The 22,949-nt window shown below is 34.0% G+C and carries 17 protein-coding genes; 2 read left to right on the top strand and 15 right to left on the bottom strand.

The features are described 5' to 3' along the window. Positions 1 to 17: 17 nt before the first annotated feature. The 9 genes from QM524_RS23475 to QM524_RS23515 all read right to left on the bottom strand — a co-directional run bounded on the left by QM524_RS23475 (position 18) and on the right by QM524_RS23515 (position 12,422). On the bottom strand, positions 18 to 1,109 hold the full coding sequence (locus QM524_RS23475) for a glycosyltransferase family 4 protein (protein ID WP_283346477.1): 1,092 nt from the start codon (positions 1,107 to 1,109) through the stop codon (positions 18 to 20). After that, positions 1,106 to 2,191, bottom strand: coding sequence for a glycosyltransferase family 2 protein (locus QM524_RS23480; RefSeq protein WP_283346478.1), 1,086 nt, complete (start codon positions 2,189 to 2,191; stop codon positions 1,106 to 1,108). Before QM524_RS23480 ends, QM524_RS23475 begins: the two co-directional genes overlap by 4 nt. A 66-nt stretch (positions 2,192 to 2,257) precedes the next feature. After that, entirely contained in the window at positions 2,258 to 2,887 is a 630-nt protein-coding gene (locus tag QM524_RS23485; protein ID WP_283346479.1) for a DapH/DapD/GlmU-related protein, read from the bottom strand. A gap of 1 nt (position 2,888) precedes the next feature. Continuing rightward, on the bottom strand, positions 2,889 to 4,376 hold the full coding sequence (locus QM524_RS23490; protein WP_283346480.1) for a lipopolysaccharide biosynthesis protein: 1,488 nt from the start codon (positions 4,374 to 4,376) through the stop codon (positions 2,889 to 2,891). Between the two features lie 544 nt (positions 4,377 to 4,920). Further along, a complete protein-coding gene (locus QM524_RS23495; protein ID WP_283346481.1) occupies positions 4,921 to 6,165 on the bottom strand; it encodes a hypothetical protein in 1,245 nt (414 codons plus the stop codon). A 97-nt stretch (positions 6,166 to 6,262) separates the two neighbouring features. Further along, positions 6,263 to 8,641: a GumC family protein gene (locus QM524_RS23500; protein WP_283346482.1), complete on the bottom strand. Its 2,379-nt coding sequence runs from the start codon at positions 8,639 to 8,641 to the stop codon at positions 6,263 to 6,265. A gap of 43 nt (positions 8,642 to 8,684) precedes the next feature. Beyond that, on the bottom strand, positions 8,685 to 9,491 hold the full coding sequence (locus QM524_RS23505; protein WP_283346483.1) for a polysaccharide biosynthesis/export family protein: 807 nt from the start codon (positions 9,489 to 9,491) through the stop codon (positions 8,685 to 8,687). A 29-nt stretch (positions 9,492 to 9,520) separates the two neighbouring features. Then, positions 9,521 to 10,981, bottom strand: a complete 1,461-nt coding sequence (locus tag QM524_RS23510) for a capsule assembly Wzi family protein (RefSeq protein WP_283346484.1) — start codon at positions 10,979 to 10,981, stop codon at positions 9,521 to 9,523. Between the two features lie 667 nt (positions 10,982 to 11,648). Continuing rightward, positions 11,649 to 12,422, bottom strand: coding sequence for an SGNH/GDSL hydrolase family protein (locus QM524_RS23515; RefSeq protein ID WP_283346485.1), 774 nt, complete (start codon positions 12,420 to 12,422; stop codon positions 11,649 to 11,651). Between the two features lie 271 nt (positions 12,423 to 12,693). Here QM524_RS23515 and QM524_RS23520 point away from each other — a divergent pair, with 271 nt between their 5' ends. Both QM524_RS23520 and QM524_RS23525 read left to right on the top strand, forming a co-directional pair. Continuing rightward, positions 12,694 to 13,455, top strand: coding sequence for an SGNH/GDSL hydrolase family protein (locus QM524_RS23520; RefSeq protein WP_283346486.1), 762 nt, complete (start codon positions 12,694 to 12,696; stop codon positions 13,453 to 13,455). Between the two features lie 348 nt (positions 13,456 to 13,803). Continuing rightward, positions 13,804 to 14,796 (top strand): DUF6089 family protein, encoded by a 993-nt coding sequence (locus QM524_RS23525; protein WP_283346487.1) that lies wholly within the window; start codon positions 13,804 to 13,806, stop codon positions 14,794 to 14,796. A 289-nt stretch (positions 14,797 to 15,085) separates the two neighbouring features. Here QM524_RS23525 and QM524_RS23530 read toward each other — a convergent pair whose 3' ends face one another. The 6 genes from QM524_RS23530 to QM524_RS23555 form a co-directional block, all read right to left on the bottom strand. Further along, positions 15,086 to 17,062, bottom strand: a complete 1,977-nt coding sequence (locus QM524_RS23530; protein ID WP_283346488.1) for a hypothetical protein — start codon at positions 17,060 to 17,062, stop codon at positions 15,086 to 15,088. A 360-nt stretch (positions 17,063 to 17,422) separates the two neighbouring features. Continuing rightward, a complete protein-coding gene (locus tag QM524_RS23535) occupies positions 17,423 to 18,322 on the bottom strand; it encodes a hypothetical protein (RefSeq protein WP_283346489.1) in 900 nt (299 codons plus the stop codon). A gap of 317 nt (positions 18,323 to 18,639) precedes the next feature. After that, positions 18,640 to 19,596, bottom strand: coding sequence for a hypothetical protein (locus tag QM524_RS23540; RefSeq protein WP_283346490.1), 957 nt, complete (start codon positions 19,594 to 19,596; stop codon positions 18,640 to 18,642). A 340-nt stretch (positions 19,597 to 19,936) separates the two neighbouring features. Further along, positions 19,937 to 20,458: a thioredoxin family protein gene (locus tag QM524_RS23545; RefSeq protein ID WP_095166804.1), complete on the bottom strand. Its 522-nt coding sequence runs from the start codon at positions 20,456 to 20,458 to the stop codon at positions 19,937 to 19,939. 307 nt (positions 20,459 to 20,765) lie between these two features. Next, complete coding sequence (locus tag QM524_RS23550) at positions 20,766 to 21,464, bottom strand: hypothetical protein (protein WP_283346491.1); 699 nt, start codon at positions 21,462 to 21,464, stop codon at positions 20,766 to 20,768. A 78-nt stretch (positions 21,465 to 21,542) separates the two neighbouring features. Next, positions 21,543 to 22,949 (bottom strand): hypothetical protein (locus QM524_RS23555; RefSeq protein WP_283346492.1); only part of this gene is annotated, 1,407 nt, incomplete at its 5' end.

Below are 22,949 nucleotides of genomic sequence, written 5' to 3' on the forward strand. Positions count from 1 at the left end.
CTAATAAAGGAATATAATTAATTTAAGGAATATATCAAATCTAATAAATCAAGTGCAGACTTTTTCCATGAATACTTCTCAGATTGTAATATACCTTTAGAAATAATCTCACCCTTTTGCTCTTGAGTACATTTTGAAATTTCTTCTAATTTTTTACTTAAGTCTCTTACATCATTTGTGTCAAAATATATAGCAGCGTCACCACAAACTTCTGGTAAACTAGTAGAATTAGAAACAATAGAAGGACATCCTAAGCTCATGGCCTCCAGTGGTGGGATACCAAATCCCTCATAGACAGAGGGAAAAATAAAGGCAGTAGCACTACTATAAAGACTAATCAATTCAAAATCAGTCAGATAACCCGTAAAAACAACCTTATCATGAAATTTTTCTGATATATTACTTTTTAAGTCTAAAAACTTGAAAAGTTTATCTTTGCCTCCTACGATTACCAACTTTACTCCATCTAATTCTATCGATTGAAATGATTCTATCACAATGTTTAAATTCTTCCTCGGTTCTACTGAACCTACACATAGAAAAAATTTTTCATTAAGATTAATTCCTTTAATATTATCACATTTGTTACTCGCACCGTCTTCAGATAAATATTTAAAATGTTCTATTCCATTATAAATGACTTTAACATCAGATGCATCAATACTTAAATATTTTATAATTTCTTTTTTTGAAAACTCACTAACTGTAATTATTTTTTTTGAAAAACTTGCGTAATGTTTAAAAGCAAGCTGATACAATAGCTTAAATTTCTTACTGAACCACTCTTGGTCTTGAAATACAGCCATATCATGTATGGCGACAATCTGATTTTTATAAAAAAAGGGAGCAGTGTTACAAAAATTTATAAGAATTGGTGAACCTGTTGATAATAAATATAGAGGAAGCTCTACTTTTTCCCACAAGTGCCCCTTCAATCTTCCAATTTTTTTGATATTTCTATTATTTATCTTATCTTCATTTGTGTCTCTGGGCCCGATAAACTCAACATCAATGTCAAGCAACGTTAGTTGTTTAGATAATTCAAGAGCAAACCTTTGAACACCCGTTACTTTTTGAGAAAGAAATCTACAATTGACAACAATTTTCATTTTAGATTAATTTTTTGGTAGGGTGATTTTGAAAATATCAACTTCATAATAAATAAAGCACGATTAAATTGTCTTCTTTTAATTCTATTCAAAAGAGCGACAAACAAACCTAGCTTAACTGAAAATGTGTTTTTAGGAAAAAACTTCTTTGTTATTACAAGCCTATTTCTTAAAGAATATAAATCTGACAATTTACTTTTTTTATTTACATCAGCGTTAGATCCTGCGGCTCCACCCTCCTTATGAAAGATACAAGCATTATTAATAATCAGGAGCTTAAATCCTTTCACATTTGCTCGAAAAGCCCAGTCAGGCTCCTCAAAATATAAGAAATAATCCTCACTCATTAAACCTACTTCTTTAATAAATTGCTTACTTACTATAATAGATGCTCCGGTAGGATATGCTCTTTCTAGATCGAGTAAGATATAATTATTACTAATATCAACAACGGGTCTGGTTGTAGCTAAAAATTTATTATACAAGTAGAAAGATGCTTGAAAAGTATCAGGAGTAAAGTAATATGTGAGACGATGACCAAATATCCCTAACTTATTACCCTGAGATTCCAACTGATAAATTGTATCAAAAGTATTATTTAATGCATTACTGTCAACTACAGTATCATTGTTTAATATCCAAAAAAAGTCCGTATCCCCTCTATCAAGCAAATATTGAATCCCTATATTATTTCCAGCTGCATAACCTCCATTTATTCCAGAGTTAATAAAAGTTAGTGTTACCTTTTTATTTTCATCCAAAATAACTTCTTTAGTGTAATATTTGCCACCTGTAACTTCATTACTAGTAATGTCATACAAAGATGGTATGGAATATTCTTTGTATGAGCTCTCTTTTGTTAAAAAAATACTAAAATAACCATTTGCCCACTGTAGTATACGCTCCATTGAGTCATTTTTAGAATCATTATCGACTATTACTATAGAGTAATTTAGATAATCTAATTTTAATAAACTACCCAAGCATTCCAACGTGTCTTCCCAAGTGTTGTAGTTTAAAACTACAATACCAACTTTACTTTCCACTTGCGTACCCTTTCTATTTAATAACGAAGAATCCATTATGTATTATTTTCAAATTTTAATATTAAACGACATTTCTAACATATTTTGAGAAAGTCCACGGTACTAAAATTGTTTTAACACGCGAGCAGGAACTCCAGCAACAATAGAATTAGCAGGAACATTTTTTGAGACTACAGAACCCGCACCGATGATGGCGTTTTCACCAATTTCAACCCCTGAAAGTATTATTGCATTTTCACCTATCCAAACATTTCTATGGATTTTAACACCTCCTTTTGTCGACAAGGTTCTTTTATTCGGAGGAATTATTATATCTGAGATTGAAACACCTCCATGTGAATGATCAGTAATAAATACCTTACTAGCAATCAAAACATTATCCTCAATTTGAACAGAATTTATACAAGCAATATGACAATCTCTATTAATTGAAACGTCATTACCTATCTTTACAGAAGGCTTAAACTCATCGTTCTGGAAACGATGTATAGCCTCAATACGCAGACCTTTCAATGATTCAAAATTATTACCAATACTTACTGATTCAATACCTAAAAATGTTGCTGGATACTCCATAAAAATATTTGATCCTGATTCTTTTAAGGCCTTGGAAATCAATCCTGAGTAAACCAAATCACGCATCCTCCTTAAAAAAAATAATTTCTTAATCGAGAATAAATAAGAAATGCATTTACCAATGGAGTATAGTAAACTTTTCATGATTTTTTTCATTCTAGCTTTCTTTTTTTCTAAATTTAGATTCAATAACAATAACTATTTCAGAATAAATTTGGGAGTTTTTTAAACTTAAAAAAACTAATAATGTATGACATAACAACCCTAATCCTGAAACTATTAGAAGTTCTTGAGTGCCAAAAGTGTAGAAAAATACAATGCAGCAACATATTAATATAGATAAGCCTCTAAATAATATGTCGTTTGTATACACTTGATAATATTTAACAGAGTATTCCTTTCTAAATAGATACATTTGAAAGAGCGAACCTAATATCAAAGCAATACCCCAACCAATAACAACACCAATTCCACTGAAGTAATAACCTAGTATGGCTCCAAATATACAGTTTAAAGTACAGAAAGTAGTAGCAGTGTATATCAGGTGGTTAAGGTTTCCTACTCCTAAATTGGTAAAATTTGCAGGAAAGGTATGCACATTTATAAGTTGCGAAAACGTTAGAATTATTCCTGAGAATATGAAAAAATCGTTTAATTCCCCAATCCAAATAAGTGAAAAAAATGGAAATAGAATAATCAAAGCTCCCATTGAGAGAAACCCAAAAAATGAAATTATATCAAAATTCTTCTTGTAAATTTTAATAATAAAGTCTCTAGTTCCGTCCCCTTGAGCAATCCACGGAATTATTACTTGATTAGCAGATACCATCAGCTGTCGAACTTGCGATACCAAACGGTTAGACATCTCGAAATAGCCTACATCCGATAATGAACCAAATTTTGCTAATAAAAATTTCGATGCTGGCTCTAAAAATATATTTATCAATGAAACTAACTGAAATTTAACACTATAACTAAAAATTTCTTTAAATGCTAGCTTTTCAAATTTCATAAACCTAATAGATAGATAAGGTGAGCTTTTTATCAAAATAACCCATGATGTTAACAGTACAAATAATCCCTGTAGGATTTGAGCATACCCTAACCCTTGTAAGCCATAAGTGCTAATTATCAAATATGTTGAGATTGTAAACACAAATGATGAGCAAATGTATATGAGGCTTCTTTTGTAGGTCTGTTTCAAGCCATCTAGAACGGCTAGGACAACGGCGCCTGAAGTATTAATCCATAGAGACATCAATGATAGAGGGAAAATATCTAACCCTATATTCAAATCTTTATCCGATAACAACAACAATAATAGTGGTTTTCGAAGCAAGTAAAGTAAGCCAACAACCAAGCCCATGAATGAACAAACAATAATAAAACCAGTCCCAATTAATTTGTTTATTTGTTTCCAGTCTTCTTTGGCATGATAAAATGCTATAAACTTGATCAAACTACTTGCGACTCCTAAGTTTGCAACATTTGCAACAGAACTTACAGAGAACACCAAAGACCAAATCCCTAAATCTCTTGCTCCTAACTTTAATAATACAATTTTATATACAACAAAGGCGGCTACTCCCATAGAAATAACTTGGAGTATGGAAACTATTGCATTTAAAAATAATCTTTTCTTCATTTTTTAAGTAATCAATTAAGGAGCTGGAATATACAGTTAGTTATTTACCTACTAAAAGGTGTTAGAATAGAATTATATTCTTTTAGCTTAGCCATATCTTAAGGTGGAAGTATACAATGACTTAAAAGAAATATCATAAACTTAATTATGATTATTTACATCTATGAGTCTAATAGAGATTTAGATGGTTGATATAGAAAGAAAATATTCTTGTAATGTTAAAAATGTATTTTGGGCGTTTAGAATAATAATATATTTAAACCATCAGATAAATTAAATCAAATTGTTTATTGTCTTTTCAATAAATTGAATAGGCGTATATCCAAAATTTGCAATCAGAAAAATAAATGTATTCGGTTTTGTTTTAATATAACATAATTGTTGTGTATTCCTAAATTTATTTAATACGCCAATTGGAAGTTCTAATAAACTTCACAAAATATACGCTGAATAATTTAAGGTTTGCCTTACCATATGAATCTCATTGATATCTTACAGTACAATAATAGGTTATAGTCGCTAATCAAGTAGGATTTAAAATGTATTATGAATTGCTTCTTCTATTTTTCAAATAGGTCATATATATATCTTTAGGAGCAATCATTACAAACAATATTAGCATCAATGTAAGTGTAATTGCTATATTAAAGACACCATATAGTGGTGTTACACAATACAAGGCTACAATCGGTAATGTAGGGCTTTCTTCATAGTGGACCAAATGGGTAGTCATATTTTTCCAAGCATCCCATAGAATTCTATAATAAAGAATTGCTCCAATTAAACCTATGTTTAGGATCAATGATAACAAATCGTTATCAATTAATACATCCTCAAATTGTTTAAAGTTAGAATTCTGAATAATACCAAGACCAAACAAAATAGATCCTTCCCAGCTTGTATCAATTAATTTATAAAAATATTGCCATTCTTGTAATCTGAGTAACAAACTACTATTATCAGCTGCATTCGTAGTAAACAGAGTAGCCAAAGTAGTTGAGTAGATTATGACGCTATAACCAACTATTAACATAAGTAGTGGATAAATTCTCAAGAGTCTACTTTGTGGCTTGTACTTAAACAGAATGAGAAAAATATTTGAAAACAAACAAGTCAAATAAACATTGCGAGTTAAAGTAATGTAACAGCCATAAATGAACAATAAATAAAATATTATAAATAATCTCTTTTTTAGATAAAGAAATTCATATAGACAAATAAGAGAACAAAAAGTAAGAAATAATCCAAAATTTAGAGGTGCAGAGAATAACGAGAATGCTCTGTAATCATCTAAAAAGTCAATCGAGTACACTTTGAAAATACCGTCACCTGAGTTAACCGCCACAAAAGGCTCTTTGTAATAATACTGAAATATGCCTAGTGTTAATAATGGTATCCCTAAGAATAAAAAACTGTTAAACACTAATTTTTCATTAACTACTATGCGCTGGCTTTGTATTAACCAAGCAAAAAATAAAAAGAAAAACCTCGAAACAAACGAAATTATAATCATAAATACATCTAGTCCAAGTATGATATTTAAGAAGATTGCATCTACCAACAAATAGATACCAAACACATAAAGGGACACAGGAGATATTAGAGGGGCTATCGTACTAGTTCTAATCGTAAAAGTCGCTAGATACAATAAGAATAATAACAGTTTCCAAACTATTTGCTGGAACATAATTCCACCTATCAAATAAATTTGAATCTGATAAAACATTGCGTCAACAAATATCAACAAAACTAAGAATATGACAGTAACTCCGGTTTTTGTTTTGAACATAATTAAATATTATGATAAAATCTCTTACATTTCAAAAATAGCAGAGGAATCTACTGGGTAAACAATTCTGGAATTGCTTACCCAATAGATTCTTCTACTATTTGCCATCTTTTTTCAAAATACCTTTAATTTTATTAAATAACCCTTGTGAATCGTTATCTGAGTCAGAATAGTAGCCATAGCCATAGCCATAGCCATAGCCATAGCCATAGCCGTAGCCCCCTGTACCTACCACGCCATTGTATACAACAGTTAAAGATGGCATTTTTTTATCCTTGTACAAAGATGCCAGTGCTTGCAAAGCATACTTAGGGGTATAATTATGACGTACCAAAAATATAGTTGCATCACACAAAGGAGCAATCAGCTGTGCATCTGTAACTAAACCTGAAGGTGAGCAGTCGACAAATATATAGTCGTAATCATTCTCTACAGTTTCTATGAAAAGCTTAAATCTTCCATTTGAAATTAATTCAGCAGGGTTTGGAGGTATTGGTCCACTTGAAACAAATGATAAGTTTTCTTTACTTGTTTTAATAATAATGTCATTAGTACTTTTCTTACCTATAAGGTAATTCACGATACCAACATCATTTGGTAAGTCGAGGTATTCATGGAGTTTTGGTTTTCTGATGTCTAGATTTATCAACAATACCTTATTTCCAGCAGCCGCCATGCTAGATGCTAAGTTTAATGACACAAAACTTTTCCCTTCTCCTGAAATTGAAGAAGTCATCAGAACTTTCTGTGTCTTTTTTTCAGTATTTATCAAAAATTGTAAGTTTGTTCGCAAGATTCTAAACTGCTCAACTATGAAGTGGTTACTATTTGTATCGAGTAGTGGCCCATTTAACTTCTTAGGTTTCAAACTCACCTCACCTAAAATTGGTAGACCTTGAATTCTATTTTCTAACTCTAATCTCGAACCAACTCTATCATTAAGCATTTCATTTACATTTACAACTGTAATTGGAATTACAATCCCTATTATCAACGCGAAAATATAAATTAATATACCCTTTGGCTTAACAGGCTTTGGACTAACAAATGCCTCATCTACCATTCTACTATCTGCTACAGTGGATGCATACGATATCGCCGTTTCTTCCTTCTTCTTTAAAAGTAAAAGATATAAGCTTTCTTTTATACCCTGCTGTCTTTTAATTGCTACGAATTCACGCTCTTTCCTAGGGATACTTCTGATAGAGGATTCAATAGTTTTGTTTAGAGATTTAAGACTATTTTTAGAAACGACCAACCCCTTTTTTTGGTTATTTAAATTTTCTCTTATTGCTTGCTTAGTATTAGATATTTGACTAGTTACAGCTTCAAAAAGAGGGTTGTTAGGCTGTAATGTTCTTTGATACTTTTCTCTTTGTATTTCAAGTTCAGACAGATTTTTAATTAAGTTTAATAAGACAGGATCTTGAACCATTGAACTAATAGCCCCTAGGTTTGCGTTGGTTTCACTTAAAACTTTCTCTACTCCCTCAAGCACTCTTAATTGAATATCAACTTCGTTTAATTTTGTATCTGTTTCCTTTACTTTTTCTAAAAACAAATCAGCTTCAGCGCTAATATCAGTAAAGCCTTCTGAACTTTTATAACTCTCAACATCCCTTTCCACATCGTTTAATTCAGTACTAATTAATCTTAATCTGTCATCTATAAAACGTAAAGTATTAGAAGCTTCAATATTCTTATCGCTAAGTGCCGCCAATGTATAAACCTCATCTAATTTCTTTAAGATATCTTTACCACGGCTAGGTAAAGTTTCTTCATATGATAACTTTAATACGGTGCTCTTTTGATTCAACAAAGAAACATTTAGACGCTTAAGATTATCATCAATTAGTTGATTGATTTCATGAAAGACAACTTTCACATCTTGTGACACAGCAAAGTTTCTCTTATTTTGGAAGACGCGAATTCTTCCAATCTCAGGTAATGAAATCGACTGTCCAAATTCGTATTTTCCTGCACTACCACTATTTAATACAACTTCAAAGTGATATTGATCTAAAATTTTTATAGTAATATTTTCCTTGTAAGCGGTCCCTGCAAGCGATTCTATCTGAATCCATATTGGAGACTTACCATATAAATCAGTATCTATAGGACTACCTTCTCTGAAGTATTGAACATTCAGTCGCAATGATTCAATTACGCTCTTCATTAGCGATCTAGCCCTAAAAATTTCCATCTCATTTTCAACTATTTTATTTCCACTCAGGAGTTCTAAGTCTTTTAAGATATCATTCCCTGCCCCCAAACCTTTCTCGTCATCTTTAATTAAAATTACTGATGATACTTCATAAACTTTAGGTGTATATCTCAAATAAATAAATGCACAAGTGAAACTTAGCACCAAGAAAATAACAAACAAGTACCAATTTCTTACGTACTTACCTATTCTAGTTTTTAAATCAACCTCTTGTTCTTGCTCAAAGGCAATATTGTTAACAGTATTTTTCATAAAGTAAATATTAAAATCATAAAACTAACTAAGTCACACATTATTACCGACTGAGGCTTAAAATCAACACCCCTAATGATGTAACAGCTGATACAACACTAGTTACAATTGGTAGCATTTGATATGACCTATCATTATAGGTAGACTTAACTTCTGAAGGTTCAACATATATTACATCGCCGTTTTTGATATAATAATAAGGAGATGTTAGAATATCTTGCGTTAGAAGATTTAACCTAATTTTGTAGCGAACTCCATTTTGCTCTCTTATCAAGGTGATATTGTCTCTTCTACCAAATATTGTTAAATCACCTGCCATGCCAAGAGCTTCCGAGAGGGTGAGGGTGTTATCAATTATATTATAAGTTGCAGGTCGATTAACCTCTCCCAAAACAGTAAACTTATGGTTTAAAACCCTAACATTAACAACTGGTTGTTTTAGATAATCACTTAAACGCTGCTTAATTGTATCACCAGCTTCCATACAAGATAAATTTACAACTTTCACTTTACCAACAAGTGGAAGTTCAATATTTCCAGACGAATCTACCTCATAGCCAATTGGTTGAAGCCCCATGCTACTTGATTGAGTATTAGGAAACCCTGAGTATCTTAATCCTCCAACAATAGGCAATTCAAACAACTTATTACTTTCCTCGTTAATACTAGCAATTGTGACTCCTAAGATGTCATTCGGTGCTATTTTTAGAACCTTTGGACTTGTTTTGATTAGTGGAACGTATTTTGAAGTATCGCCTTGAAAATAAACAGTTCTAGGAATAGTTGAACATCCTGTAAGAAGAGACATTCCAATGATTACAATAAAACAGAAGTGACTGATAAATTTCATATTATAATTATACTTTAAAATTGTTTCGTTTAAAAACCAAAATTGAATCCAAAAACAAACTGATCATTCAACAATTTGTTTGAATTGTTCTGGTTGGCTTGATTGCTATGATTATAGCCTAATTTTAAAAAAAGATCATGAACAAGTTCATATTGGAATGTAGTGCTAAAATACTCATGATTTTTAACTTCACCCCACAAAAAAGGGAATAGATACTTGTTATCTGCTATTTGTTGGGATGCAACTCCTACACTACCCTTTCTAATATACTGATATACGATATTGACCTCCATTCCTCTTTTAATTCTGTATTTCATCTGTGCAAAGAATTGATCAGCATTTGATCCAATCCAGTGTCCCAAGTTGTATCCACTATTTTGATAAGATTGTTCCGGAATAAAATGTATATATGCAAAGGGTCTTATTCGTGAATACTCAGCTACAATAGACATATTTCTAATAGGAAAGTCTACCACACTCATTCCTAGCTGGTACGCTGTTTGGTTTCTTGAGTTAGTAGAATCTCCATCTATAGAATTTAATCTTAACTCGTCTATAAAAAAGCTTGCATAAATATGTGTTTTACGAGGAATATTTCTAATTGATAGCTGAGTGAAGATAGAGGAATTAGATATCGAATTATTGACAAGCTCTCCCATATAATGACTCATTCCACTAAATAAGGCAATGGGAATCATATATTCAAAACGCAGTTTATCTGAATATACTGCAGATTCTCCAACTGTAAACCGTAAATTTTTTATCGGGCGTAATGTAAGGCTGTGAGTGGCTAAAAATTTAGACTTAAATTGATACTCTAATCTATTTGTTCCTGGTACCGATTGAAGAGATGTTGAATCCACCACCAATGAATTTAACCAGATATGAGCATAATTAAATGATAACCATTCCTTCGGGTTTACATCCAATCTTATTTGAGGAAATGAAGGCGCTTTATCCGATAATATAATTTTACCACCTTGACCATAGCCAACTGGCATATAGTTTTTTCCAATAGTAAATTTGCCCCATTCCCAAGAACCAGTTATTGATACGTTAGTTTCGTTAAAGTTAAATGTTTTGTAGTCGGTTTTAGTACCTATGACACCAGTTTCAGGAGAAAAGTCCCTTAAATAATCATCTATTTTGCCTGTTTCACTAGTTGCCCTAAAATCTACACTATATCCAATATGCTTTCCTAGATAGCCATAGGCCCAAAAACCCTTCCAGTTTCTTACATAGGAATAACCATTCCTAGATTCAGTTTGCAATCCAAGGATAGGCTGAACGTTTAATGCGAAATTTGGATCTTGTATTGCAAAGGTTCTAAAGCGATCTCCAACTTTAGCTTTCAATATAGATCTATATTCACCTTCAAACCCGGATTTGGGATCGTTTCTCCACCACAATGTATATTCTTTGAGGTAAAAAGCTAGTTCTTCTCTTTCAAGAGGTGTAATTTCTGCTATTTTCTTAGAAACCTCGTCCAATTTTGTATATATGTAGTCCTTAGAAAGTGGAAGAACTACATCATTCAGGTCTATTACTCCTTTCTGTGCTAATCTAGAAAGGTATGAGTATACTGAATGGTATGTTGGTTCAAAAACAACTTGACCGTGACTTATCGACAAATTGAACAGTAGTGTGAAAAGGAGCAATTTTTTTTTAAGACTTAGCATATACGTGTGATAAATCGCTGGCAATACTATATTTTTGAAAAGCTGTAATTCGGATGTAAAAGACTAACAATATTACAAAGTTTTTAAATTAAATTTCACTTATCAAAACTGTAAAGAACCGGAATAAGGAAGTACTGTAGGAAATATTTAAGAGTTTTTTATTTATTGTGTATAGTATGTGCTGTAAATTTAGATCTAAATGTAAAGCTCTTTAAAACTTGCTTTTCTGTAAAAACTATTCAAATTTAATCACATTAGTCAACAAAACAGCTAAAGGGATAATCGATATTTATTAAACGGCAAAAGATTGCAGTTTAATCTAAAAAATTATTAATATCGTTATAATTACACTTAAAGATAACAAACGACTGTTTCATTTTTATGTATAAAATAGTTAAGTTCAAACTAAATAAAGGGAGTGCACTTTTAAAGTGCACTCCCTTCGGTTCATACATAATATCTATAAGCAAACTGAAACCTACATATTGAGCTTTTTAAGCTGGAACTTTTCTCCGCATAGTCGAAGTAATCTGTCTAGTATTATTTCATGTCCTCCTTCATTAAAATGAGCACCATCGTGAATCCAGATAGATGGATCATTTATATCTATGAGTTCCAAATAACTTATTCCAACATTTTCACATTTATTTTTGATGTAAGAGTTTCCTACACTACGTATATACTGTCTTAGTCCATATGTACTAGGGAATACACCAATAAAAATAACTTTGTCTGAAACAATTTGCAATGCGTCAAATAAGTCTTCTATATATTGTTTTTCTATCCTAATCTTCGGTAACTCTGAAAAAAATCTGAATATTCTAGCAGAAACAGACAATAACGAAGAAAACTTTCTTTTTAACAATGATTTAGTTGGAGTATCTATTTTTTCATTTTTGATCCAAGACCTTCTCTTCGTTATAAGTTGTTCATTTAATGGTTGATTAAACTCTCCTCCCTCAATACTATTTTTTTTCTTCTCACTAGTAAATAATTTATGAAAATTAGAAATACTTGAGTCAAATTCATAGTTTCCAAGCTGCAAAATGATTAAATCGTAATCATTCGGAATAATATTTTTTTGGTTAAAGAGTCTGTTTACTCCTCTAACTGAAATTGGTGCATAAGAAATTTCTTCTATTTCATAGCCATTTAAGTTTAGGAATCTCAGAAATTGTTGATAATATCCTTTTGAAATATTTTCTGAACCGTATGCGTAAGTATGACAACCACCTAACATTAATACTTTCATAGAGATAATCGAAGGGTTTTAAAATTTTAAAACTGTGGAATCTTTTACTATATTTGAGTGGGAAAATCTGTTGAACAATTACTCATTATTTGGTAATATATTTCAAAACTCAATTTTAAAATATTTAATTTTCCTCACGTATTACAAAAAAACTTCGTTCAACACATCAAATATACGAAGCCACAATTACTAATAGTCAATTTTATACTTAAAATTAAGTATAAAATTAGTAATTGGTACCTTTTATTCATCTAATCATTATCACAAAAGAATGAAAAAACTTAAACACTCAATTCTAATACTAACCACAGTTATGTGTTCTTGCAAAGAACAAATTCAATCAACAATAAATCAAGAAAATTTACCTATTGATTGTTTTTCACAAGCTGAAAGATATAAGCCAACATATGACCTAACAAGATTTGAAGCAGAGGTTTCTTATTTAGAAAAAGTAGATATACTTAATGGTAATACAAATGTTAAAAATAGCATAATTTTTTATGGAAGCTCTAGTTTTGCCTTTTGGAATGCTGATATACCAAATGACTTTAAAGGTTTACCAGCAATTGGTCATGGATTTGGAGGTTCTACGTTCCCAGAGTTAATTTATTACAAGCAAAGATTACTCATAAATTACAAACCTAAAACTATACTTATCTACTGCGAAAACGACTTAGTAAATCCACCTACAAAAAGTGTGGAAGAGGTATTTGTTGATGCCTGCTATCTAATCAATGATTTACATAGCCTTCTTCCAGATACGAAAATTTTTATACTTCCTCTAAAACACTCGCCTGCTAGACGTTCACTTATTCCCAAATACGATAAAATCAATAATCTCCTGAAGGCAAGCGTGGTTGGGAAAAAGTATTTGAGTTTCATCGATATAAACCCCGCTATGTATAAATCCGATCAAAAAACTCTTGATGGTAGTATTTTCCGTAGTGACAGCTTACATATGAACCGAACAGGCTACGAACGATGGATTTCAATCATCAAACCAATTCTTGAGGCTGATTATAAGAGTCGTTAATTACTTTAACTCTTTTTAAGCCGATAATATTATACATACTTTTTCTTGCTATTATAACTTATATTTTTCGCTAACCTACTACTATGACCTATAAAGTCTGTCATTCGTTGCATGTGTCATGTGATTTTGTACAATATTAACTACTTATTTTTTATTAGTCCCTGAATTATTTATTTCTCCATAAAAGTCAATTTCGCTGCTTCTTGTCTTAATTTTAATCCTAATTATACTAATCTGCTATATTTAGCAGTTTTTAGATAGATATATAGAAGTATGTTTTCTGTATATAAACACAAACTATTAGTTACATTTGCAGAAAATTTCTTGTTAATAAAACCATTTCATTTCATGCTTAGGAGGATAGTTATCAATTTTAGGGCTGTTGCTGCTGCCATAATGGTATTATTTTTTATGAGTGCAAAGGCTCAAAACTCCTATAAGGTTCCTCATAATACTCTTTCTTTTGCCTTAGGTAGTTCTAGCTATTATGGAGACTTATCTTCTTACAGTCGTCCAATCCAATCGACCCTCAATGAAATTCGTTGGAATGTAGGTGGCTATTATACGCATAGTTTTGGGGGGCACTGGAGTGCGCGCCTTGGGCTTCGCTATGTTAGGATTGCAGGCAATGATATCCACATGCTAAATACCAATGACAAATCTGACCGATATATCCGTAACCTACATTTTAGAAACGATATCAAGGAATTGAGTGTCGCAGGGATTTATGATTTTAATAAGGCTGCGATCTATTACAGCAAAAGAAATGCTTTTTCACCTTATCTGGTTGGTGGCATCAACTTCTTGTTGCATAACCCTGTCGCCAAAACACCCAGTGGTGATTGGGTGAGCTTACGTCCTCTGGGTACCGAAGGACAAGGTTTGGCGGGATATGACTCTCCTTACAAGGCTTGGGCAGGTGCTATTACAGGGGGGGCAGGGATAAAAATTAAACTTAATGAGAAGTTTGATCTTGGTCTAGAAGCTCTATTCCAGTATTCATTGACAGACTACTTAGATGATGTTAATGGCAAATATGCTAATCCTAATGATTTGATTGCGAATGGAAGTTTATCGGTGACCATGGCCAATCGCTCTACTGAGCTTGTAGATGCTTATAGTGGTAAGAGTCGTATTGATGGTGTTAGAAGTTTTGTGGCACAATATGAACCTATCTACGGCGCAGACCTTAGTTTGAATCCCTTTACCTCGAGAACTTTATTGAACTTTGGATCTCCCGGCTCTGTAAGAGGTACTTCAAAACTTAAGGATAGTTACATGACGCTAAGTGTTCATTTGATTTACCATCTCCCGAATGCTGTTAGATGCCCGAGCTATTGAGTGATTTAGTGATTTAGTGATTTAGTGATTTAGTGATTTAGTGATTTAGTGATTTAGTGATTTAGTGATTTAGTGATTTAGTGATTTAGTGATTTAGTGATTTAGTGATTTAGTGGATAGTCTTGATTCGCATATTAAGTTCATTTGTTCTTTTATTTTTTGACAGAATGACTCGACTTAAGACGCAATCATTGCGTCTTTACCATTAGAATATAAAATTTAAAATAATCACTCATTCACTCAATCCCAATTCACTCAATTAGAAATGTAATTATACAAAATCATCCCTCTATTCCATTTTCAAATAGAAATCTTTTCTTCCTGTCTGTGCTGGATAGCAGGACTTCCAATCTTTTTCTGTGATTTGACCTGTAACCCAACGATTATTAATTTTTACACGCCATTGACAGCTTTGAGCTTCGGTGTTGTAAGGACGGCAGGCAAAAATAGCGATTTTCCCCTCTTTGGTATAGGCTATTCTTAATGGTAATGCTTGTGGATTGGCTTTAAAGTCTGTTCCTTTATGTTGTTGCCAAGTACGCCCCCCATCATAGGATATTTCTGATTCCCATAGCATAAACTGTAAATTTGGTCGTAAATCAAGCATAGAATAACTTCCTGTAGATGTCTTGATTTTGGTACCTAGGTAGGTTAAAGCACCCAATATACCATTATAAGGGTCTTGATTTAGTCCAGGTTTGGCACGGTCCCAGATGTTCCATATATCAGTACCTGAAAAAAACACCATCATTCCCTCCATAAAAGCCAAATGTCTCGGAAGATAAGCCCCAAAGCCTTGTGGGTCATACTGTGCGTGATCGTTATACCAAAATCCACCTGAGGTATTATTGTAAGGAGGGTTACGGTCTGCAATAATTTTAGCTTGTGAGCAATATTTTCGACCGTCCAAGTGTGCCCTGTAAGCGCCTGTTTCGGTAATATGGATAATTTTTGCCAAAGCGTGTTCTACATTGGCATTGCTACCAAAATGATTTATATTTCTTAATACTCTTCCCTCCTTTGTTTTTAGAGTCATCCCTTGCTCATAGCCATCTTCAGCCAAACATGAAACCTCTTCAGCTTCCACTATTCTGCGGTTATCGGTAAGTCTCCAACCCTTAATTAAGCCATTGTCACCTGCTTCTGTCCAAATTGGGTTTTGAGCTATGGACGAATATTCGTTTTTGTTTTTGGGATAACGTCCAGCCTGAAAATTTCCTACCCCAGGAAAGGTATTGGAATACATGGCTAATACATATCCAGTGATGGCATCCCCCATTCCTTTTAAAAAGGCCATATATTTATTTTTCGACTTATTGTCGGGCCCATTAGAGATATTCATCTCAGTATCCATCGTTTGGAACATCACTTGAGCTTTTCCTCCAACGGCATCTCCTCTACCAAACGAACCATGATAATCTAGTCCAGCTTCATAGAGTTTTTGTTCTGGTTGAGTAAGAAAGTACTGTTCGCCTTCGGCAGAATTTCCCTTTGGTGGATACGCAAAAAAACCACGTCGCGTAGGCTCAATCGTTGAGATAAAATCTTCATAAGAAATCTCTTTACCTGTTCCATCTTTACAGGGGGCTTCATACTGAATATTGGGGTAACGTTCGTTACAAGGACGATATTCTGGATGAACCAAACTCACATATATACCTCTGGTACGATGGTCAATTCCTTTTTTTTGAAAAACATCAATTGGTTTATCAAAAATTACGGCAAAAGCAGGGGTTGGCATACCTCCCATTAAAGAGTCAGGGGATAATGCAATTTGTGTTGTTGGAAACTTTTCGGGAGAATAGGTATCTGTTTGAGTTTCGACAGGAACGTTATCGAAGAAATTAGGATAGCTGTCATAAGCGATTTGTGATTGCTGGGACAAGCTTTTTTTCTCCTCGATAGGACGAAATTGAAATGGTATCTCACTTTTCCCGCTACAATTAACCCCACTGAGTCTGGCAATATAGTTTCCTTCGGAAAGTGAGCCAAGATAAGCTCCTACTGCAGAGGTTGTTGGTTTTACTATGCCAGTCACTAGTACCTTCCCATCTTTCACTACTTCCCACTTAACTTGATACGCTTCGCAAGCGCCGAAGAAGATATTGATAAAATTGGAATTAGGAACCTGCTGTATTTTTAGCACTTTAAAAAAAGGCCTTCCATCGCAGGCACAGGGTTTAATAGGTTCGTTCTGCTCAAGCTTACTTTCACGGTTGGCACATGCCAGAGTAGCTAGAGCAATAAGGAAAATCAATTGTTTCATTGAGAAAAAATTAGGTACTTATGAGTGCTGAATTGTGAGTTGTGAATCAGAACTGTACGAAGGATTCCAAACTATTACTGATTTGGGATTTCTGATTTCGGAAATAAAGTAAAAGACTTTTATTTTTAAAAAACATAGCAATTTACCCTTTCAAAATCTAACATCCGATATCCAAAATCTGAAATTATTGAAAATCCTTCGTTCACTTTCGTCAACATAACGATCTACTTTGCCGACTCCAAGGATAATTCAACATTTTATAGATGAGTTTTTACTGGCGCCAATTGGTCAGTGAGATTCTGACCAAGGATGCATATTATAGGCAAGCACACTGTTATACTATTAACGAATAACGTCTTCTTACTTGTAAAAGATATTATTTACTTCCTCCATGGGCAGTCTCAAATCGTAGAGCAGTGCTTTGATTTTTTCGTTGCGTGCGTATTCATGATATTGCTCTATTTCCAAACCAAACAGTTGTTTGAATCGTAGAAAAAACAAAACAGGTGATAGTTTTGATTGAGCAATGATGGGTCTCAACTGGTGAGGAGACATAGTGATTGCATTACGCAAAAGCCCTTCTGCTCTGAGCAAACAATACATTTGCCAAAGATTAATCGCCTTCTGTTTCATTTTACGGCTTCGCGCGGCATTGGCAAACAAATCATCCAGCATTTTTAGCGGTGATTGGTAAGCATTGGGATAAAACACCTCGATATGTGATAGTTTTGCTTTTTCATGAAAAGCAATTCTTTGTGGCCAATAATAGAAAAATGGCATTCGTGCTTGTACAATATTACCAAACGGCCATTGATTAATCCAATGATCTAAAGAGTGAATATTTCGGATAGTCACCACCTTAAATTGTACAAAGGCATTTTGAGGAATCATGATTGAGAGATTCGTAAATGAACTCAAAAACAAGACACCTTCTTTCCCCTCTGAATCTAGGGTAATATCGTGAAGACAATGGTGATTCATTCGGAGCTTCATCGGAGCCAATGACTGAAAGAATATCATGGTGAATGCTCGATGATTTACTCGATTGGGGTGCGTTAATACCACAGAATCAGACGTAAAGAATTTTCCTTCCCACGATTCATATTGTGTATTTTGCTGTTCATAAGTAATCCGTCCAAACATCGTATTTGTTTGGAAGGGGAAAGTATTGGTTCCCATATTACTTTGACTCTTATGTCTTAGCAAATGAAGTAATTCAGATAAATCTGTTAGAAAAGGTACATCAAACCTAGTGTTCATAGCTATTGAAATGTACTCGTTCCGAGTTTTTATAAAGAAGGACTACTTAGTGTTAGTGTTGAATTATTCATTTTGAACCTTCCACGTATTACTTAACGGACATAGTGAAAGAATAATTATTCTCTTTCTCTCAGTTTTACTAAAATAAGCCCCCAATCAGAAATCAGAGGCTTTATCATCGGACTTAAAGGATGCTCCGCTCGCATGGTTCATTCCTTTCACTTATTGTATTTATATCTTGGCATTTTTAAGTATAAAAGCTAAATTTTGAATTATATCTCATCCCTCATTCAACACCTAATTCATATGATATTTGTTCAATAAATCTTAGGGCATTGAATGCCTGGAATAAAGATATATCGAAGTTTAATGGTAAAAGTTGCATACGAATCATTACCATCGACTGTACCTCTTGGTGAACCAACCCCAGGATTCTGGCTAATAGTCACACCTGTTGGGTCGTTGACAAAGGTATTCAATTTTGCTAACCTATCTCCTCCCGTCGAAGCCGCAACGCGTTCTGTTGCACGTTGGGACAAAGCAATTCCTATACTTTTTGTTGGTTCAGTAAAGCGACTATATACAACAAGAGGTTGTGCATAAAAACCACTCACGTCATCAATATAATCAAAGAACAACATTCTATAGTTGAACTCTGCCATTAAATCTAGATTTTGTGTAAGCTTCGCTTTTAAACCTACACTAATCGGAATATTAATACCCCAATTTTTATATTCTTTGATATCAGGATAATTGGGACTTCCTTGTCCTTCTGTTGTCAGAGGTCTCAAATCAACCCATTCATTTCCCATCGTTACAGGTAGCTTTGCCTGCGGGTTATGTAAAAAAGCTCCCACTCCTATACCTATAAATGGCTCAAATGCTGCACGTTTTTGAGGCGTACTTGATCTATTGAAAGGAGTCCATCTACCTTGAAGAGTCGCCTCCTTTACATTATTTCTAAAATGTAAGTTTCTTTGAAAATCAGCCAAATTATTTGAGTAATAATCATCAGCACCTAATGCAACCCATGAAAGATTTAGGCCAACTTCTACCTGACGAGTGACTTGTCGACTCACTCCTATTGTGGCTGTCCAGCGTAGAGCATTTGCTGTAGAATTAACAAATTGACTCATGGGAGCCAAATCACCATAGTAACTTGACACGCCACCTCCAAACTCAACAGAGGTATATTTTCTAAAGGGTGGTCTATATTGTGTAAAGCTGGTATAGCTTAGTAACAATAGCAAGATTAGGCTAGTTGATTGCCTCATAGTTCGTAATTGAATCATGAATGAGTAATATAATATAGAGAATCACAAAGGTAAACGAATCTCCCACACTGATTAGTTTTCACTTGTTTCAGTTTACTATGACTTAGATGCGTTGAGATACGGTAAATGTTTTCGATAATTCTTACTTATTATATTTACTCCTTTACCTACTTTAGACCTTGTTTAATTTTCTAATTTTGACACAAGAAAATTCTGCTCTTAGTACTCGTGTAAAATATTTTGTATGTAGAATATTGATCGTGAAAATTACACTCACAATTCAGCACAAATACTGTATATATCTTTAAATTCTCACGAATTGAAATTTCTTATTTGGGGCTTATTTTTTCTTGGCAAAATTTGTTTGAAAATCATTCCAAGAAACGGTTTTATAAGCGTTGTCTCCAAAATAATGAAGAACCATTTCAATGTTTGGGGCTTCATAATATCCTTGGAGGAAGTTGAGCATTTTGAGTTGCTCATCCACAAATACTAATGTTGGAAACTTGATAGTTCCTTTTAGTAAATGTGTTGCCATGGGGTTCATTTTGTCTTTTGACTCATAGGTATGTCCTGCAAAGGTAACAGGGCTGGCATCAAAAGCATCTAATAAAACGGGGTAATAATTTTGGTTAATATAAGTTGCAATGGCTGGTATTTTCAAAACTTTCTCCTCAAAATCATGACAGTAGTGACAATCCTTTGAATATACTTTCCATAAAATCTTTTTAGGATTTTTAGTGTAAAGTTTATCCATTTGTTCTACAGTCAACCACTTTACTTGTGTTTTTTGTTGTGAAAAACCTTTGGTATTAATGACTAAAATAAGAACTAATAAAAGATATGAGCTGATGCTTTTCATGTGCTATTGAAAATATTAATTATTACTAGTCTATCTGATTGTGTAGTTCTGAATCAGAATAAGCACCTAAGCAGAAGTTTTGATAAGTTGATATTAAAGTAAGGTAAGTTAGTAGGCAAAATAAAATTTAATTTTTGTGCCTAAGGCATTCTGGTATCGGCTTTCGGCGGTGGGCTTTGGGAAAAATGCATGTCTGTGGTCATTAAACACATTTTAACACTCTTTGCCTTGTGCCTGTTGCCTAGTGCCTAAACACATAACTAAAATCTTATTCTGCATAATTACTTATTGTTTTCAAAACTGAAAGCTATTTGACTAGCTTCATCACTGTCATTGGCATACAAATTACTGGGGCGCATTCTGCTACACATACTACATAAGGTAACGGAATGGGTTCACACAAGTCACTCGTTGTGACAAGTTTAATATTACTACCTACCAATAGATTAGGTTTTGTTCCTATTCCGCAAGCTACATATACATTATACACATCATTGTTTAAACCAGAGAAAGTTGTTGAAGATTGAATCGACTGAATCACCCCTCTCCCATTGGTCAATACATATTGAGGATTAACACCTGTCGAAATTGGTACAGTAATACTATTTGTTGTAGTGTTACAATCACAAATTGTCATATCAACAGCCGTACTTTTCCAACAATGATCTACATTGTTCAAATTCAAACCTACCTCTACTACTGGTGCATTCGCTTGTGAGTTATCCCAAGTAATAGCCACAGCTTTATAGCTTCCTACTGTCACATTATTAATCGTAGTTGAATTTAACCCCGATTTGAACTTAATAACATTTCCTCCATCAACAAGCACAATATAGGTTACAATATTTGTTCCTTGACTCTGTCCTGTCAAGTTTAATGTGATTGTTCCTGGCTTAAAATTACAGCCTAAATTTTGTCCAAGAGTGACAGCACTCGCAACAGCTACTAATAAGATTACTTGTAAAGCTCTTATTGTGACAAAATATTTCTGTATTGAATTTTTCATAATTGTATATTTAGCAAATTTTCTAGCCAACTCAAAGTAAAGAAAAAAGGGGAAGCCTAAGCTTCCCCTTAGACTTTTTTAGAATCCAAGTACCCCTGGATTAATATCTGTTGGACAGTTTACTGTTGTGGTCGTCTCATTAGAGGTTTTTGGTGTGCCTCCATTTGAACTTACAACCGCCGTATTCTTGAACACTCCACTGAAGTTGGCCTTCACATTGATGCTCAAACTTACACTTTGTCCTGCTGGTATCTGCGTTGATCCATTGTTGCTACAAGTCACCACCTGACCTACTGCACTACAAGTAAAGCCTCCTGTACTTGGGCCACTCACAAATTGTAAACCTATCGGTAAGTTGTCTGTCACAGTAATCGTTCCTGTTGTAGCTCCTGTTCCGCCATTGGCGATATTGAAACTATAAGCAAAGTTCGTGCCTACTGTTGCTACCACTGGTGCACTCTTCGTGATCGTCAAGTTTGCTTGTGGTAAAGCATTGATAGTCGTTGGTACCTCGTTCGATGGTTTTGGTGTCGTTACTGGATCTCCACCACCTGTTACATAAGCCGTGTTCTTCACTGGTAAGCCCGATGCTGGTGCCGTCGTTGGATTCACTGTCAATACTATCGTGCTACTACCATTAGCTGCTATCGAAGCTGTTGTTGTACAAGTCACTGCTTGACCCACTGCACTACAAGTCCAACCTGAACCACTGAATGTCACATAACTCAATTCACTTGGTAAGTTATCCGTTACGGTAATCGTTCCTGTACTCGCAGCTAAACCTGTGTTGTTCACCGTCAAGGTATAGTTGAAATTCGTTCCTACTGTTGCTGTTGATGGTCCAGACTTCACTACTACCAAATTCGGTGTTGGTGGGTTTGTAATTACTGTGGTTACGCTATTTGACGTTTCTGTGCTTGTGTCTCCACCGCCTACTACACTACCTACGTTGGTGTAAGTGCCTGCTTGCGTTGGTTTCACCGTCAAACTCATCGAGCTACTACCACTCACTGCTATCACGCCACTGTTAGTACAAGTCACCAATTGACCTGTTGCACTACAGCTCCAGCCATTGCCACCACCACTCACAAACTGTAAGCCTGTTGGTAAGTTGTCTGTCACCGTAACTACTCCTGCTGTTGAGGCCGTTCCTGAGTTTGTTACTACCAACGTGTAATCATAGTTCGTATTCACAATTCCTGTTACAGGACCTGACTTACTAATCAATAAGTTTGGTTTTGGTGCTGGCGTAATATCCGTCGTCACTGGGTTCGATGGTTTTGGTGTCGTACTTGGATCTCCACCTCCTATCACACTTGCCGTATTCACTACTGATGAACCACTCGCCGCATCCAATGCCTTCACCGTCAAGGTCAATACATTACTACCATTTACAGCCACTACATTGCTCGTCATACAAGTCACTGTTTGACCTACTGCACTACAACTCCAACCTGCTCCACTAAAGCCTACATATTGTAAGTT

The organism is Flectobacillus roseus, from assembly GCF_030056595.1.
In the GTDB taxonomy this organism is placed as follows: Bacteria; Bacteroidota; Bacteroidia; order Cytophagales; family Spirosomataceae; genus Flectobacillus; species Flectobacillus roseus.

Coding starts and splice junctions, on each gene's coding strand:
- QM524_RS23525 (WP_283346487.1), top strand. CDS start 13,804: ATGCTTAGGAGGATAGTTATCAATTTTAGGGCTGTTGCTGCTGCCATA.
- QM524_RS23475 (WP_283346477.1), bottom strand. CDS start 1,109: ATGAAAATTGTTGTCAATTGTAGATTTCTTTCTCAAAAAGTAACGGGT.
- QM524_RS23490 (WP_283346480.1), bottom strand. CDS start 4,376: ATGAAGAAAAGATTATTTTTAAATGCAATAGTTTCCATACTCCAAGTT.
- QM524_RS23500 (WP_283346482.1), bottom strand. CDS start 8,641: ATGAAAAATACTGTTAACAATATTGCCTTTGAGCAAGAACAAGAGGTT.
- QM524_RS23480 (WP_283346478.1), bottom strand. CDS start 2,191: ATGGATTCTTCGTTATTAAATAGAAAGGGTACGCAAGTGGAAAGTAAA.
- QM524_RS23505 (WP_283346483.1), bottom strand. CDS start 9,491: ATGAAATTTATCAGTCACTTCTGTTTTATTGTAATCATTGGAATGTCT.
- QM524_RS23535 (WP_283346489.1), bottom strand. CDS start 18,322: ATGAACACTAGGTTTGATGTACCTTTTCTAACAGATTTATCTGAATTA.
- QM524_RS23520 (WP_283346486.1), top strand. CDS start 12,694: ATGAAAAAACTTAAACACTCAATTCTAATACTAACCACAGTTATGTGT.
- QM524_RS23550 (WP_283346491.1), bottom strand. CDS start 21,464: ATGAAAAATTCAATACAGAAATATTTTGTCACAATAAGAGCTTTACAA.
- QM524_RS23530 (WP_283346488.1), bottom strand. CDS start 17,062: ATGAAACAATTGATTTTCCTTATTGCTCTAGCTACTCTGGCATGTGCC.
- QM524_RS23485 (WP_283346479.1), bottom strand. CDS start 2,887: ATGAAAAAAATCATGAAAAGTTTACTATACTCCATTGGTAAATGCATT.
- QM524_RS23495 (WP_283346481.1), bottom strand. CDS start 6,165: ATGTTCAAAACAAAAACCGGAGTTACTGTCATATTCTTAGTTTTGTTG.
- QM524_RS23515 (WP_283346485.1), bottom strand. CDS start 12,422: ATGAAAGTATTAATGTTAGGTGGTTGTCATACTTACGCATACGGTTCA.
- QM524_RS23540 (WP_283346490.1), bottom strand. CDS start 19,596: ATGAGGCAATCAACTAGCCTAATCTTGCTATTGTTACTAAGCTATACC.
- QM524_RS23545 (WP_095166804.1), bottom strand. CDS start 20,458: ATGAAAAGCATCAGCTCATATCTTTTATTAGTTCTTATTTTAGTCATT.